The organism is Flavobacterium sp. DW-iso2 (genome assembly GCF_058725285.1).
This window is the reverse complement of record NZ_JBZXDY010000004.1, coordinates 105,707-122,332: the sequence shown is the minus strand read 5'-3', so window position 1 is coordinate 122,332 and position 16,626 is coordinate 105,707. Positions and strand designations below refer to the sequence as shown.

The 16,626-nt window shown below is 35.9% G+C and carries 11 protein-coding genes; 9 read left to right on the top strand and 2 right to left on the bottom strand.

What is annotated here, in order from left to right:
* Positions 1 to 9: 9 nt before the first annotated feature.
* A complete protein-coding gene (locus AC4PRO_RS04420) occupies positions 10 to 1,560 on the bottom strand; it encodes an SDR family NAD(P)-dependent oxidoreductase (RefSeq protein WP_492116522.1) in 1,551 nt (516 codons plus the stop codon).
* A 380-nt stretch (positions 1,561 to 1,940) separates the two neighbouring features.
* Between AC4PRO_RS04420 and AC4PRO_RS04415 the strand changes: the two genes are divergently transcribed.
* From AC4PRO_RS04415 to AC4PRO_RS04400, 4 genes are all read left to right on the top strand, one after another.
* Positions 1,941 to 2,378 (top strand): acyl-CoA thioesterase, encoded by a 438-nt coding sequence (locus AC4PRO_RS04415; RefSeq protein ID WP_074723734.1) that lies wholly within the window; start codon positions 1,941 to 1,943, stop codon positions 2,376 to 2,378.
* Between the two features lie 209 nt (positions 2,379 to 2,587).
* Positions 2,588 to 3,358 (top strand): patatin-like phospholipase family protein, encoded by a 771-nt coding sequence (locus tag AC4PRO_RS04410; RefSeq protein ID WP_492116464.1) that lies wholly within the window; start codon positions 2,588 to 2,590, stop codon positions 3,356 to 3,358.
* 230 nt (positions 3,359 to 3,588) lie between these two features.
* On the top strand, positions 3,589 to 3,888 hold the full coding sequence (gene hpf / locus AC4PRO_RS04405; RefSeq protein ID WP_074723736.1) for a ribosome hibernation-promoting factor, HPF/YfiA family: 300 nt from the start codon (positions 3,589 to 3,591) through the stop codon (positions 3,886 to 3,888).
* Between the two features lie 257 nt (positions 3,889 to 4,145).
* Positions 4,146 to 4,499: a hypothetical protein gene (locus AC4PRO_RS04400; protein WP_492116463.1), complete on the top strand. Its 354-nt coding sequence runs from the start codon at positions 4,146 to 4,148 to the stop codon at positions 4,497 to 4,499.
* Positions 4,500 to 4,523: 24 nt separating this feature from the next.
* On the opposite strand, the gene AC4PRO_RS04395 is transcribed toward AC4PRO_RS04400, so the two are convergent.
* Positions 4,524 to 4,787, bottom strand: a complete 264-nt coding sequence (locus AC4PRO_RS04395; protein ID WP_074724659.1) for a GlsB/YeaQ/YmgE family stress response membrane protein — start codon at positions 4,785 to 4,787, stop codon at positions 4,524 to 4,526.
* Between the two features lie 290 nt (positions 4,788 to 5,077).
* Here AC4PRO_RS04395 and AC4PRO_RS04390 point away from each other — a divergent pair, with 290 nt between their 5' ends.
* From AC4PRO_RS04390 to AC4PRO_RS04370, 5 genes are all read left to right on the top strand, one after another.
* On the top strand, positions 5,078 to 5,452 hold the full coding sequence (locus AC4PRO_RS04390) for a group I truncated hemoglobin (protein ID WP_492116462.1): 375 nt from the start codon (positions 5,078 to 5,080) through the stop codon (positions 5,450 to 5,452).
* A gap of 172 nt (positions 5,453 to 5,624) precedes the next feature.
* Positions 5,625 to 7,307: a Na/Pi cotransporter family protein gene (locus AC4PRO_RS04385; RefSeq protein ID WP_492116461.1), complete on the top strand. Its 1,683-nt coding sequence runs from the start codon at positions 5,625 to 5,627 to the stop codon at positions 7,305 to 7,307.
* A gap of 215 nt (positions 7,308 to 7,522) precedes the next feature.
* Positions 7,523 to 12,487: a translocation/assembly module TamB domain-containing protein gene (locus tag AC4PRO_RS04380; RefSeq protein ID WP_492116460.1), complete on the top strand. Its 4,965-nt coding sequence runs from the start codon at positions 7,523 to 7,525 to the stop codon at positions 12,485 to 12,487.
* A gap of 22 nt (positions 12,488 to 12,509) precedes the next feature.
* Entirely contained in the window at positions 12,510 to 14,798 is a 2,289-nt protein-coding gene (gene tamL / locus AC4PRO_RS04375; RefSeq protein ID WP_074724655.1) for a translocation and assembly module lipoprotein TamL, read from the top strand.
* 229 nt (positions 14,799 to 15,027) lie between these two features.
* Positions 15,028 to 16,455 carry an L-serine ammonia-lyase gene (locus AC4PRO_RS04370; protein WP_074724654.1) on the top strand — a complete coding sequence of 476 codons (1,428 nt, stop codon included), beginning with the start codon at positions 15,028 to 15,030 and terminating at the stop codon, positions 16,453 to 16,455.
* The last annotated feature ends 171 nt before the right edge of the window (positions 16,456 to 16,626 follow it).

Sequence of the window (16,626 nt, the reverse complement as noted above, 5' to 3'; positions counted from 1 at the left end):
CTTTATTTATCACCAAGGAATCGGATTGTAATCTTTCAAGAATTTTCCACACCAATGTTTTCCAGTATTTATGCCGTCAAACAAAGGATCCATTACGCGCGCTGCACCATCCACAATATCGAGAGGCGGTTGAAAATCTTCCAGTTCCTGTTTCTTCTTAGCTAATTCTGCAGGATCCTCGTCGGTTACCCAACCGGTATCTACTGCATTCATGAAGATTCCGTCTTTTGCTAATTCGCCTGCGGCGGTGTGCGTAAGCATATTCAATGCCGCTTTGGCCATATTAGTATGGGGATGGCGAGCTTCTTTAAAAAAGCGATGAAACTTTCCTTCCATTGCCGAAACATTGATGATGTGTTTTTGTCCCGTGTTGTCTTTCTTCATTATTTCCGAAAGACGGTTACACAACACAAATGGCGCTACTGAATTCACCAGTTGCACTTCAATCATTTCTGTCGTTTCAATTTGTCCCAATCGCAAACGCCAGCTGTTTGTCTTTCTTAAATCCACTTGCTGCAAATCGGCATCCAACTCTCCTTCTGGAAACACTTCATTTGCTACAAGCGTATTGTCAAAACTATACGGAATCTGAGATAATTTGGCGGAAGCCCGTAAACCAATCCCAGGTTCTGGTCCATGCCAAGTCACCGGCATATTTTGATTAGAAGAAGCTCCTGTGGTCAATACTTTTAATTCCTGCAAACAATCGGTGTGATCCATTAATAAATCCTGTGCTTGCTTTGGTAAGGCGCTTATCGGGCGCTCTTCGTTTGCCATTAAATGAGTATAGAATCCAGCTGGTCTTCTAACCGTTTGCGCTGCATTATTAATAAGAATATCGAGACGCTCGTATTTTTGTTCTATAAAATTGCAAAAAATCTCTACACTAGGAATGTGTCGTAAATCTAACCCGTGAATTTTCAGGTTGTGTCCCCAATCCATGAAATCTGGTTCTTTAGAAAAACGCAAAGCCGAATCTACAGGAAAACGGGTCGTCGCAATAACAGTTGCTCCTCCACGTAAAAGCATTAAGGTAATGTGATATCCTATTTTTAATCTAGAACCAGTAATAATTGCTATTTGTCCCTTTACATCTGCAGTTTGAAAACGTTTGGCATAATTAAAATCTCCACAGTCCGTACACATCGTATCATAAAAGTGGTGCATTTTTGTAAATGGGGCTTTACATACGTAACAATTTCTGGGCGTTTCCAGTTCTAATTGTTCTTTATTGGCGAGATCATTAAACGCCAATAGTTTTGGCGCTATAAATATACTCGCTTCCCGGGCGTGTCGTATTCCGGTCTCTTTGCGGGCAGTTTTGTCTTGCTTTTCTTTTTTGCGTTTAGCGACTAACCTTCCGTCTTTTTTACGTCGGGAAAGTTCGTCTCGATCCGGTCGCGAAAACATTCCTGCCGCTTTGATTAAGGCCGTTCTTTGGTCTTTCTCAATATCGAATATCTCGTCGGTATTCGAATTTAATTGTGCCAATATGGCGATGCATCTATCAATTTCATCTGAAGTTATTGCGGTTTTAGGCATTATTTCATCTTTCGTCATCATAAAAACGGGGATCAATCTTGGCTAAAATACCAAGGGCGCAAATATAGTTTTAAAATCTTTCCCCCTACTTGCTTTTTTTCTGTTAGTACTAATCGTTCCAAAAAACTACATAACTTAGTCGTTTTTCAAAAATGGTAGAAGCAAAACATTGACATTGCCTCCTAAAATAAAAAAAGGATTACTTTGTAAATTCAAAAGAACAAAATTTATCAAAACTCTTGTTTTTTCCTATATTTACGCTTGCGGAGCATTCGTTTTATAGAAAACCATATTCAGAGCAAAAAACTACTAATATGCACTGTTTTACAATTGTTTTTTATGACAAAAGAACCACAATTAATAAAAATTGAATTTAAACTTTTTAATATATAATTACAATGACATCTTTCAGTAAACAATTGTCCTTTCGTTGGTCAGATTTAGACCCAAATTTCCATGTGCGTCACAGCGTGTATTACGATTTTGGTGCGCAGCATCGTATCGAGATTCTGGAAAGTCTTGGCTTGACCATGAAAGTTTTACAGGCCAATCATTTTGGCCCAATACTCTTTAGAGAAGAATGCGTTTTCAGAAATGAAATAGCGCTTTCAGACACTATATTTATGCATACTAAAATCTCGAAAATGAGACCTGATGCTTCCCGTTGGTCTATTATACATGAATTCAAAAATGCAGATGATAAAGTATGTGCAACAATAACTGTTGACGGTGCCTGGATGGATACAAAACTACGAAAAATAGCCAACCCAACTCCTGAAATAGCAATGAAAACAATGAATAGCATGCCAAAAACAGCCGATTTTATTGAACTTTAAATTAAGGCGGTTCTATAGATTGCAAACGGAATTCTCAATTTAAAATAGAATTAATCAACTACATAAAGACTAATTATCAATGTTTTGCATTGCTAATTAGTCTTTTTTATTTACATTAGTTCAATAGGATAAAAAGAGACTTGCTCACCCATCGCATTGCATCTACTTTGAGTGATAAAGTTAAAAAATACTAATATTAAGATTGGCATATGAAACGTAAAATCGGCATTGTTTTATCAGGAGGTGGCGCCAGAGGAATTGCCCATTTAGGAGTTTTAAAAGCGTTGGAAGAATTTGGAGTTGTACCCACACATATTTCAGGAACTAGCGCAGGAGCGATTGCAGGCGCATTTTATGCAGCAGGCTATTCAATCCCTGAAATCGTAAGCATATTAAAGAAAGGACAGATCTTTAATTTCTCTAATATTCTAATAAAGAGACAGGGTCTGTTTGCGATGAAAGGATTTCATGATATTTATAAAGAATATTTTTCCACTGATTCTTTTGAGGACCTCAACATACCACTGTACATAGCTGCTACTGATATTTTAAAAGGAGAACTGGTTTACTTTTCATCTGGAAACCTATCCCAAGCGTTGATGGCTTCTTCCTGTATTCCATTGTTGTTTCAACCTGTAAATTACAATGACACTTTATTTGTAGATGGTGGCGTACTCAATAATTTCCCTACTGAACCGTTAACTGGGCAATGCGATATTATTATAGGAAGTTATGTAAATTCAATCAAGAAAGAGGTCGATCAAGTGCATATGAATAACATTGTTGACCGCTGTTTTCATTTGGCGATGAAAAGTTCTGTTCAAAGTAAAATAGACAGTTGTACTTTGTACATCGAACCACCAAACATGAGTCAATTTAGCCTTTTTAATCTAAAAAGAGCCGATGAAATTTTTGATTATGGTTATCAATATGCGCTAACTTTCGAAAAACAAATAAAAGAGCTAGACCTCGCTTTGTAGACTATCGCACAATTATTAATCCCAGATTAATTGCTTTTTTTAAATCCAACAAATATCGAGTCAAATAAATCACTTTCGTTTATTTTTAGTTTGTTTAACATTCTAAATTTTACTTTTATGAATTTAATGCGTAAATTTGGATAGCGCTCGAATTTCATATTTCGCATTTAAAATGCCTTTTATAGCAGTCCTTTTTTTCGATAATACTAACATTAAAAAAAATAGTAACCATGGAAATAAATACTCAATTTGTACAAGCAGAAACGAAAAATACAGCAGATGCTTTAGTGACCGAAAAATTAAAACAGTTAGAAAAACACTATGATTGGATTATTCGAGCTGATGTTAAATTTAAAGAAGAAAAAGAAACTTACGGCAAAGGTAAGATATGCGAAGTTCTATTGAGTTGCCCTGGTCCACGAATATTTGCCTCATCTAACGAAGATAGCTTTGAAGCTGCGGCCGCTGAAACAATTAGAGATCTAGAAATACAGTTAAAAAAACGTAAAAGTGAGATGCAAGAGCATTAAACTAAATTTATAAATCCGATAACTTGTCTTAGGCTTTTGCTTTATGATTCGTCAAGTTTAAAATAAACAGCTACAGCTCGAGAAGGTTGTAGTTTTTTTATACATTTATAGTCGATTGCAGTAAATACCTAAATACTTGCCTAATGCAAGTGACGGATTCATAGTGCTGCGTCGTAACTTTTACTTTGTGGCGTTTATGGTTTAACCTAAAGTATTTTATAATCATGTGAACTGTTGCTCCTTTAAACAAATAAATTTTGGACAACAAAACCTCCCAACATATATTAAGCATATCGGCTAACCTACTCGGTTTTTGCCTGTTTGTAATTACGTCACTGCACATCACCGATGCCACAAAAGACAGTCTTATCGATGAATTCACCTCTATTGTCGCCTTATTATTAACCATTTCAGCACTTTTGTCTTTTTTTTCGATACGAATACAAAATTTGAAGAAAGAAATCCGACTTGAAAAATTAGCTTACAATTTTTTCATCAGTTCCTTAAGTTGGAATTTTTGCGATAATTTTATTTATCATTGTCACGTATTGGAATCAATAAATTTAAAATTCATCATAAAAAAAGTCAATAGAAAACTATTGACTTCGTGATTTTTAAAGTGGTTATTTAACTTCCTAGACCCTTCTTATTAAACTAACGACAAATAGTAGGACGACCGCTCCTAAAACAGCTGTAACTACACTTGCTACACTAAAACCTCCCACCACGGCGCCGGAAATTCCTAGTTTTGCTCCAAGCCAACCGCCTAAAAAACTACCGATTATACCAACAATTATGTTGCCGATAATACCGAAACCACCACCGCTAATAACTAGACCGGCTAACCATCCTGCTACTACTCCTAAAAGTAACCACACTAAAAGACTTTCTCCTGACATATTCAAATAATTTAAAATATTAAACAATTACTCTAGTTCTACGTAGCGCTAAAGTTACTTAAAAAAGGGTTTGATTTTTAAAATTTAAGTTAGTAAATATATAAAAACCTGAAAAACAAATGATTACAAATAATAAAAGTGCGATATCACTAGGGCTCTTTAAAAAAGAATCGTAAAGTAGTAACATACAATAAACTACTCCCATAAACTGTTTTTCTGCTTCCTACCGCTGTACTAGTATTTAATTTGTAATACTGCTTTTTATTCGTTTAATCTTAATTATCAATATTATGACTAAACTACTTTATAATCGTTTAGGAGGCTCTATAGGAATTAATCAAATTGTGAATGAAGTGGTTCAAGCACACATGAACAATCCCGCTATAAACGCACGGTTTCTTCCGCTTAAAGAACAACCGGAACATTTAGCCTCAATTAAAAAACATACGGTTAAATTTTTCAGTGCTGGTAGTGGTGGTCCGGAAACCTACTCTGGAAAAGATATGGTCGCTACACATACTGGAATGAATATAAGTCGAGGAGAATTTGCGCACGGCATTGACGATATATTAGGAGTTTTGGAAAATAATCATATTGATGAAGAATCTAAAAAAGATTTTCTTGCCATTCTATGGTCTTTAAAAAGTATGGTAGTTTCTTTATAGAGTTAGTTTTCAATAATTCTCTTTTGTTATAAAAAACGCGTTTGAACAGCGTTTGTTTTAACAGGGGCAGGCATCTTAAAATTATTACCGCCAATTATTAGTTGTAATTGTGAGTTATTGTGTTGTTTTCATATCGAAGAATTTTAACTTACCTTTAAGTATATTTTATGCTATGGAAACATTCTATCATATTCTTAAACTCAGTGCAGGTATAGGCTTATTTCTATTTGCCATGTATTTACTGGAGGAGTCTTTAAAAAATCTTTCTGGAAGGAGTTTCAAACTCTTTTTACAACGCATTACCAAGAACAAGATTGGCGCGGTAACTGGTGGCGCAATCGTAACGGGTGTTCTTCAGAGTAGCTCCATGGTTTCCTTTATGGTACTAGCTTTTGTGGGTGCTGGTGTATTTACCATGAGGAATGCAATGGCTATCATTCTAGGTGCTAATCTGGGAACAACACTTGACAGTTGGGTGGTCGCTACACTTGGATTTAAAATGGACATAGAAGTAGTTTCTTATCCTGCGGTTTGTGCGGGAGGCGTTCTTCTTATCTTGTTCGGGAGTCGAAAAACCTATCGCTATATTTCCTATTTTCTTTTCGGATTTGGTTTGTTATTTATTGGTCTATCCTTTATGAAAACATCCATGGAAGCTCAAGTAAAAGTTTTTGATTTTTCGCAATATGCGTCTATGTCATTGGCAGTTTTTTTATTAATTGGTTTTATTATTACCGTATTAGTTCAATCCAGTTCGGTAACAATGGCTCTTACACTTAGTGCCCTTCATGTTGGGGCTGTTAGTCTGCCCATGGCTGCTGCCATAATATTAGGTTCTCAAACCGGAACCACTATTAAAATAATGCTTGGTGCTATCGATGGTGGCGCTTCAAAAAAGCGAATCGTCCTCGGGAATCTTCTTTTCAATGTTTTTGTCACCCTATTTGCTTATCTTTTTTTAAGCCCCATACTATTCTTGATTACTGAGCTATTTCGTGTCAAGGATCCCCTCATTGCTCTGGTTCTTTTCTCCACAATAATTAACCTGTTTTCAATTATCATCTTCTTACCGCTATTAGATAAATTCACCCATTTTCTGGAACGTTTTTTCAAAGACTCTGATGAATCAGTAACCGCTTATATTGGACATGCTAACACAGCAGAACCATTAACTGCCCTAGACTTATTTAAAAGGGAAGCCGAATATTTCATACACAATTCCATGCTGTTCAATTTAGAGTTATTTAAAATTAATACGCACTATATCAGTGATAGTTCCGACTATGAAAACATCAATAAGGAAAAGAAATTTTTTATTAAAACAATTGAAGAAAAATATGATTTTCTAAAGCAGTTGCAGGGCGAACTTCAGGTTTTTTATATAGAGTTAAGGCCAAAATTACAATCAGAGCAACACTCTAATCTCAACCAGTTCATTTCTGCTGTACGCAGTTCCATACACTCGGTAAAAAGTGTCAAGGATATAGGCACTAATATTGCGAATCTCCGGCATTCATCAAAAGACATTAAGTACAATTTTTTCATCCATCACAGACAGGAAACGGAAGCACTATACCAGCAGTTTAATGCGCTTATGACCAAAGAAACAGCTGCCAGTTTTGAAAACCTGCAGGATGTTTTTAATTCGATAGAAGCCAACTATACTTCGGCACTTAACAACTTCTATTCAGAGGTACAAAATGCCCCTTTAGAAAAAATTGATATTACTACGGTTATTAATTTTAACAGGGAGCTATTTACGTCTAACAAAGCGATGCTGATGGCCGTAAAAGATTTTTTATTGAAAGAAAAACAAGCTCAGGAATTTAATGAAGTTCCAGTCTATAAAACGTAGAAAAGGAACTTAGTATGCTAACCTTACTGCAATTTGCGACTATAGCAAAAAACGTACAAAAGGAAAATTCTGTTTCCTATTATAAAAATCCAATAATTTTATAATATAAACTTACTTTTTTATTAAATAGTGCGGATATAAATTTTCATCTTTGTAATTAATTCAATTTTGAGTTTAGCATTTATTGCGTTTTTTGATAATAAAAACAGTACCATTTGAAAGAATATTTTAAAAAAGGTTTGAAAATTTTCCAGTGGACAGTAGGAACAATCATCGTATTATTCTTGCTGCTTTTACTGCTTATCCAAATCCCTTACGTACAGAATTACGCAAAGGATAAGGCAGTAGTATATATTCAAAATAAAATCAAAACTAAGGTTGTCATAGCTAAAATTGACATTGGGTTTCCAAAGAAAATAATCCTAGAAGGTGTATACTTTGAAGACCTAAAAAAAGATACCCTGTTAGGTGCTAATAAACTAGCCGTTGACATTAGTATGTTTCAATTGATCAATAATAAAATAGAAATCAATTCCATCGATTTTCAGGGAATTACGGCAAATATCAACAGAGATTCCACCTCCGTATTCAATTTTGATTACATCATAAAAGCTTTTGCGTCCCCTGATAATCAAAAGCCAGACACGGCCCCAATGACGTTTTCAATTGAAAATATCAATCTGGATACGATAAATCTGAGATATACCGATTCATTTTCCAAAAATGATCTGTATATCAAACTGAACCATCTGGAAACCCGAATAAAAACTTTTGATTTAGATGCCTTAGATTTCGAAGTACCCAAGATTAAAATAAAAGGTTTGAACCTTAAATTTAAACAAGGCATTACACAGATTAAAACTCAGGAGGACAATACTCCACAAAGTACTTATAAACTTCTGTTGGGTGAAATCGACCTTTCTAAAATAGCGTTGGATTATCAGGACGAAGTCAATAAATTAAGCGCTACTATTTCATTAAAAAAGGGACTAGCTAAATTTGACAAAACCGACTTTTACAACCATTTTTTCCTGATTGATGTCCTTAATTTATCGGATGCAAACGGAAAAGTAGCCTTTGGTAAATCAGAAAAAAAACCGAAAAAAAAAGAATCAGCCTTAACTGAGAGCAGGTACTGGGATTTTAAAGTCAGAGAATCCAATATCAAAAGGGTTGATTTTAACTATGACAATAACAATATTGCTCCGATAACAAAAGGATTTGATCACAACCATTTAAAATTACAATCGCTAAGTTTTAACGCTCAAGACATCCATTATAGTTCTGTAAGTACCTCCGGAAAAATAAGTGCTTTTAAAGCAAAAGAACACAGTGGTCTCGACGTTCTATCCTTTAAAGCAGATTTTTTCTATGGAAAAACGAATTCTTTTCTCAAAAACTTATACTTAAAAACACCACAGACTTTAATAAAAGACGAAATCCTTATCGGTTATCCCTCTATTGCATCCATTAGTGATAATTTAGAAGAATTAAGCATTAATGCCACTTTGAAAAAAAGTAGCGTAGGATTTAAAGACATTTTGCTTTTTGTTCCGAATTTAGCTAATACCGTGCCTTTTAAGGATAATCCAAATGCTATACTTCAGATAAATAGCAAAGTGTTTGGTAAGTTAGGAGCGATTGAAATTCCGAGTTTAGAAATCAGCGGCATAGGCAATACAAAAATTGTGGGTAGCGGAACCATCACCGGTTTACCAAACACCCAAAAAGCGTATTTTGATTTGGACATAAAAGAATTTGCATCGACCGCAACCGATTTTAATGTCTTCCTACCAAAAGAAACGATTCCAAATTCGATTAGTTTACCTGCAGCATTTACTGCCAAGGGAACTTTTAAAGGAACTATAAATAACTTCGCTACTGATTTGGTTTTAGGAAGTAGTTTTGGTCCTGCCAAAATCAATGCTCTATTTGATCAACGAATAAAGAACAAAGAAAAATACGATGTTAAAGCAACCCTCAAAAATTTCGATCTCGGAAAACTAATTAAGAATAATTCGATAGGAAAAATAAGTGGGAGTGCAACTATAAAAGGAACTGGATTAGATGCAAAAACAGCTGATGCCAATTTAAAAGGAACCATAGGAAAAATTAATTATAATAAATACAATTATAGCAACCTCGACCTTACAGGAACAATCAACAAGAGTATGTTCCAAGCCACTGCTAATAGTAACGATCCTAATTTAACGTTTGACTTAGTAAGCAGCGGGAGTTTTAAAGACAAATACCCTAGCGGGAAAATAAAGTTAAATGTCGATGTTGCCGATCTTGAAAAACTGAATCTACATGCAGGACCTATGAAGATACGAGGAGTACTAGATGCAGATATTCAGGCTGTTGATCTTGATTATCTTAATGGGAAATTTAATATTGTCAATCTTACTATTGCCGATGAAAAAGAGCAGTTTGTAATGGATTCCATAAGTATGATTGTTACTTCTGGAGCAGACAAAAATACGCTGTCGTTTAAGTCTCAATTTTTAAATGCTGAAATAGAAGGAAAATACAAGCTGACAACAATCGCAGATGCACTATCAAATTCAGTAGCAAATTATTATAATCCTACTCCATCTCGAAAAGCAAGTGCTGCTGAAAAACAACAATTAAAATTTAAAATTGGAATTGCAGACAGTCCTATTTTAGTAAAATTAATTCCTGAACTAAAGAGTCTTGAACCTATTTCCATAACCGGAATATACAATACGGTCAATGATTCCATCATATTGAATGGTGCAATTCCTAAATTAGTCTATGGCGGCAATACAATAACAAATGGAGTTTTAAAAATAGACACAAAAGACAATGCTTTAGTGTATACTCTTGTGGTAGATGACATTCAAAACAGCCAATTCCAATTGCCTTACACTTCTATTTCTGGAAAAGTGCAAGACAATACGGCCGATTATACCTTGCAATTAAAAGATTTAAAAGACAAAGAAAGATACCTAATTTCTGGAAAGCTAAAAGGGTCAGCGGGAAATAATGAACTTTGGTTTGACCCGAAAAATCTACTACTAAATTATGAATCTTGGAAAGTGGATGCGGATAACCTAGTTCGTTTTGGAAAAAAAGGAATTAATGTCAATAACTTTGAATTAAGCAACGCAGAAAGTAGCATTAAAATCCAGTCACAGTCTGAACAAGCAAATGCACCTTTGGCAATTGACTTCAAAGACTTTAAAATTGAGACCATCAGCAATATTGCCGTAAAGGGAGACATGGAAATAAGCGGAAACATCAATGGTAATGCAGTAGTTAAAAACTTGAATCAATCCCCTCTTTTCACTTCTGATTTGATTGTGGATCATTTTTCATTCAAGAAAGACACTGTGGGTACCATTACCGTACATGTTGACAATAACGTAGCTAATACTTACAATACCAGAGTTTCCTTAACCGGACAGGACAATCTTGTTGATTTAAACGGAACCTACAAAACAGCTGATGGAAATCTGAATATGAATTTGGATATTTCGAGATTAAATCTCAAAAGCATCCAGGGTTTCACATTAGATAACGTAAAAGAAAGTACTGGTTTTTTTACCGGAAAATTTAAAATTTCAGGAAATGTAGAGCAGCCAAAAGTAGTTGGTGATTTGCTTTTTAATGACATAGGGTTTAAGGTAACCCCACTCAATTCTACCTTTAAATCCCTCAACGATAAAATTGCCTTTACCGGTAATACCATCGTTTTCAATCATTTTATCATAAAAGATGAAAAAAACAATGATTTAGATATCAACGGAAAAGTCAATACTCAAAACATCAGCAACATCGGCTATGATTTAACGCTAGATGCCGTGAATTTTAAAGCCATCAATTCTCAGGAAAAAGACAATGATTTGTATTATGGCGAATTGTATTTAGACAATCATTTGAGAATTGGCGGTACATTCAACAATCCTGTTGTGGACGGGAATATCAAAGTGAACAAAGACACTAAGTTCACGATTGTTATGCCACAGTCTGATCCTTCGATTGCAGATAGAGAAGGTATTGTTGAATTTATAGACCAAGATAACCCACCGATGATCCATAAGACGTTAAGAGCCGATGAAGCATTAAGCAATCTTGAAATTACAGGCATCAATGCCTCTGTAAATATCGAAGTGGATAAGGACGCTGAATTATCAATTGTCATCGACAAAGCCAATGGCGACTTTCTCCAATTAAAAGGCGAAGCCCAATTAACCGGTGGTATTGATCCATCCGGAAAAACAACTTTAACTGGAAGGTATGAGTTGAAAGAAGGATCCTATGAAATGAATTTTAATTTGATTAAACGCAAGTTTAACATTAAAAGCGGTAGTTATATTCTATGGACTGGAGAACCAACGGCAGCTGATATAAATATCACAGCAGTTTATAAAAATGAAGCTGCACCGATTGATCTTGTGGGCGACCAATTAATCAATGTTACGGCTTATGTGAGAAACACGTACAAGCAAAAAATTCCTTTTGAAACCGAATTGAAAATGAAAGGCGAACTGATGAAGCCTACTATATCTTTTGATATTATCCTACCAGAAGGAAACAATAGTGTTTCTACAGAAATTATCAATACCACCCAATCTAAACTAACCCAATTACGTCAGCAACCAGATGAGTTGAACAAACAAGTGTTTGCTCTACTCCTACTGAACCGTTTTATAGGTGAAAATCCATTTGCCAGCGAATCCGGAGGAACTACCGTTTCGTCTCTCGCCAGAGAAAGTGCTAGTAAAATCCTGTCACAACAATTAAATAACCTAGCTGGTGATTTAATAAGCGGTGTCGAACTGAATTTTGATTTAGCTTCCTCACAAGATTATACCACGGGACAACTGGAAAATAAAACCGATTTAAATGTTGGGATTTCTAAAAAACTGCTAAATGATCGCCTGAAAGTTACTATAGGAAGCAGCTTTGGCCTAGAAGGACCACAACAACAAAATCAGGATGCCAATACCATTGCAGGTGATGTTACGATAGAATATCAACTCTCTAAAGACGGAAGATATAAATTAAAAGCGTATCGCATCAATAAATACCAGGTAGCACTTCAAGGCCAGGTGGTTGAAACTGGAATTGCTTTTGTAATTACTTTAGATTATAATGAATTTAAAGAGTTATTTAAAAAAGTAAATACAGAAAGAAAGAAAAATAAAGTCAAATAAGAACTTTCCAAACAGCAGTCTGATGAATAAAAATTCCATACTCTATCTTCTTTTTATATTGTTTGCAGTGAGCTGCAGCGGTACAAGAAATTTACCTGAAGGCGAATTTTTGTACACGGGTGCCAAAATAAAAGTGGAAGGCGATGCAACCCCAAAAAAAGAACGCAAAGCATTGAAAGCAGAATTTCAAGCGATTGTCAGACCCAAACCTAACTCTTCTTTTTTGGGCTTTAGACCCAAATTATTTATTTATAAAATTGCTGGTACTCCAAAAAAGCAAAAAGGATTTCGCTATTGGCTAAAAACTAAAGTTGGAGAAGCTCCAGTCTATTATAGTAAAGTAGATCTGGAATACAACAAATTAGTTTTACAAAACAATGCAGAAAACAACGGTTACTTCAACACCAGATCAACAGCTGACTCTACACGTAATGGTAAAAAAGTGAAGGCCGAATATACCGTAAACCCCAAAAGACAATACCGTATTAGAGAAATTAAATTCCCTCAGGATTCCGCAATACTTTCCACTGCGGTACTAGATACTAAGGACAGGACGTTACTAAAAAAAGATAATGGCTACAGTCTTACCACCATTAAAGAAGAACGACTGCGCATCGATGCGAGGCTTAAAGAAAAGGGATTCTACTATTTCAACGCTGACTATCTTAAAGTTCAGGTTGATAGCACGGTTGCAGACCATCAGGTTGATTTAATTGTCAAGGTAAAACAGGAAACCCCAGAATTAGCGCAAACGCAGTACAGAATCAACGATATCATCGTTTACCCCAATTATTCCATTAATGCAGATAGTCTGGTTGCTAATCCAAATACCGCGGTAAAACACAACGACATCACGATTATAGATAATGAGAATTTGTTTAAACCTAGAATTTTTGATCGCACCTTATATTTCAAAAAGGACGATTTTTACAACCGCACCAATCATAATTTATCCCTAAACCGATTAGTCAATTTAGGGACGTTTAAGTTTGTGAAAAATGAATTTAAAGTCGCTGATACCATAGGCAATTATCTCGATGCCTATTACTACCTCACGCCACTGCCTAAAAAATCGATTCGTGTGGAAGTATTGGCCAAAACCAATTCGGCTAATTATACAGGTACAGAACTTAATCTAAACTGGAGCAATAGAAACGTCTTCAAAGGCGCCGAATTGCTAACTATCTCTGCATTTGGCGGACTAGAAGTACAAGTCTCAGGTGTAAATAACGGTTTTAATGTATACCGTTTTGGTACAGAGGCTAATTTAATTTGGCCCAGAATTATAGCTCCATTCCATTTTGTGTCCTCTAGCGGTTTTGTCCCTAAGACCAAAGCGACTTTGGGATATGAATTCCAAAACAGAACCAAACTGTATTCGCTACAAACATTCAAAGGGTCGTTTGGCTATTTATGGAAAGAGAATGAACGCAAAGAACATCAGTTTAACATCACTGAAATCACCTATGCCAGTCCGCAAAACGTGACGCCTTTGTACCAAGAGCAAATAGATGCTAATGCCTCACTTGGAAAAGTAATCGAAAAGCAATTGATTTTTGGCCCTACCTACTCTTATACGTACACCAACACTATGGATAAAAGAAGGAAAAACACCTTTTATTATAAAGCTGGATTAGATTTAGCTGGAAATATAACTGGATTAGCAACTGGAGCCAACTTGAAAAAAGGAGATCCTGTAAAAGTATTTAGTGTGCCGTTCAGTCAATTTGTAAAAGTAGAAAGCGAGTTTAGACATTATTTAAAATTGGGTGGCGACAAGCAATTAGCCAGCAGAATTATTGCCGGTGCAGGATTTGCCTATGGAAATTCGAATGAAATGCCTTTTATAAAACAATTTTTCAACGGGGGAACTAATAGTATTAGAGCGTTTAGGGCGCGATCCATAGGTCCAGGAAGTTTTAATGGAAATACAACTATCAATACGTTTCTCGCCGATCAATCTGGAGATTTAAAACTAGAATTCAATACAGAATACCGAGCGAAGATTTATGATATCGTAAAAGGCGCCTTATTTGTCGATGCCGGAAACATCTGGTTGCTCAAGGACAATCCTGAAAAACCTGGAGCCCAATTTTCTAAAGACTTCTTAAAAGAAATTGCCGTGGGTGTGGGTGCTGGATTGCGATTTGACTTTTCTTTTCTGGTGCTAAGAACAGACCTCGCTTTCCCTATCCGCAAACCGTATTTGCCGGAAGGAGACCGTTGGGTACTGGATCAAGTAAGCTTTGGAAACAGCAGCTGGCGAAAAGAAAATCTGGTTTTTAATCTCGCCATTGGCTATCCATTTTAGTACTTTATTAAAATTATTTCAATTTGACTGCCTACTCCTGTTATGAATTCGAACCAGAGAATCACTGGGTATAAGGGAATTATAATTTATATAACAATGGCAACCTTACTTATCATTACATAATTATTAAAATTCAATACCAAATTCTATCATATAACTAACATTAGTCCACTTTTAGGATAAATCATTGCTAATTTCGGTTATATTTGTGGCATAAACGACTCTATTTATGGAAGAATGTATCTCTGTCTTTGACATGCTGAAAATTGGTGTTGGCCCATCTAGTTCACACACATTAGGTCCTTGGCGTGCTGGAGAACGCTTTCTTAAAGAATTGAGAAAGAAAAATATAATTGAGTCTGTTGTAAGAGTAAAAACAGATTTATATGGCTCTCTATCCTTAACCGGAATAGGTCATGCCACTGATTTAGCTGTAATGTTAGGCTTAAGCGGTCAGGATCCTGAGTACATTCCGGTAGAAAGTATAGATGGAATTATCAAGACTATCAAAGAGGAAAACCAAATCCATTTAGGAAATGAGTTTCTAGTTCCATTCTCCTTTTCAGAAGATATCGTTTTCAATAAAAAGTTCCTTCCTTTTCATTCTAACGGAATGAGATTTACCGCTTTTCTAGCTAATGGAAAAAAACATATCGCTACCTTCTACTCTATCGGTGGTGGATTTGTAGTCAAAGAAGAACGAATGAACGCTAAGAAGAAAATCGAAATAAAATGCGCTTTTCCCTTCCCTATAGATAAAGCAGTCGACGTCTTAGCGTACTGTAAAGCCGAAAACAAGAAGATATCTGAAATCGTTTATGAAAACGAAAAATCCATGCGTACCCCAGAAGTAATTGACCACGAGTTGATGCGCATCTGGAACACCATGCTAGAGTGCATGTACATTGGTTGCCATACAGAGGGAATCCTTCCGGGTGGTTTAAATGTTCGTCGTAGGGCTTTTGACATGCATCAAAATTTAATTGGATTATCAAATTACAGCGACCCACAAAGCTGGTTAGAACAAATCAGACTGACCGAAGTGAAATTTCGCCAAATCCTGAAATGGGTGAGCTGTTTTGCCTTGGCGGTAAATGAAGTCAATGCCGCTTTAGGACGAATTGTAACCGCGCCTACGAACGGCAGCGCCGGAGTAATTCCGTCCGTGTTAATGTACTATTTGGTGATTGAAAACCATCAAGCTGGTGAAAAAGAAATCAAACAATTCCTGCTAGTTGCTGGCGAAATAGGCAGTATATTCAAGAAAGGATCAACAATATCAGCGGCAATGGGTGGATGTCAGGCAGAGATAGGTGTTTCCTCCTCGATGGCTGCAGCGGCGTTGTGTGAGCTGATGGGCGGAACCCCAGAACAGGTTTTAATGGCCGCTGAGATTGCCATGGAACATCACCTAGGATTAACCTGTGACCCTATTGGCGGATTGGTACAAATTCCTTGTATCGAGCGCAATACTATGGGCGCTATAAAAGCCATCCATGCTGCAGAACTAGCCTTGGAAACTGATCCTAAACACGCCAAAGTCCCTTTAGACAAAGTAGTTGATACGATGTGGCAAACGGCTAAGGATATGAACAACAAATACAAAGAAACTTCTGAAGGTGGACTCGCCGTAGCGGTAAATATGTCTGATTGCTAAGACGGAACTTGTTTCAGTATCTCGCAATTTGTTTAATTATTCCTGTTATTGTTCAGTTGTTCCGATATCTTTAATCATAAGGGCATCTCCCGCTTAACAAAAACTATGGCCAAAAGCTATGTTCTTGTTAAGCGAAAGATTTTGCTGCTTTCTTTTACGCAAAAAATAAAA

Coding starts and splice junctions, on each gene's coding strand:
- AC4PRO_RS04390 (WP_492116462.1), top strand. CDS start 5,078: ATGACTAAACTACTTTATAATCGTTTAGGAGGCTCTATAGGAATTAAT.
- AC4PRO_RS04415 (WP_074723734.1), top strand. CDS start 1,941: ATGACATCTTTCAGTAAACAATTGTCCTTTCGTTGGTCAGATTTAGAC.
- AC4PRO_RS04410 (WP_492116464.1), top strand. CDS start 2,588: ATGAAACGTAAAATCGGCATTGTTTTATCAGGAGGTGGCGCCAGAGGA.
- AC4PRO_RS04395 (WP_074724659.1), bottom strand. CDS start 4,787: ATGTCAGGAGAAAGTCTTTTAGTGTGGTTACTTTTAGGAGTAGTAGCA.
- AC4PRO_RS04370 (WP_074724654.1), top strand. CDS start 15,028: ATGGAAGAATGTATCTCTGTCTTTGACATGCTGAAAATTGGTGTTGGC.
- hpf (WP_074723736.1), top strand. CDS start 3,589: ATGGAAATAAATACTCAATTTGTACAAGCAGAAACGAAAAATACAGCA.
- AC4PRO_RS04420 (WP_492116522.1), bottom strand. CDS start 1,560: ATGACGAAAGATGAAATAATGCCTAAAACCGCAATAACTTCAGATGAA.
- AC4PRO_RS04385 (WP_492116461.1), top strand. CDS start 5,625: ATGGAAACATTCTATCATATTCTTAAACTCAGTGCAGGTATAGGCTTA.
- tamL (WP_074724655.1), top strand. CDS start 12,510: ATGAATAAAAATTCCATACTCTATCTTCTTTTTATATTGTTTGCAGTG.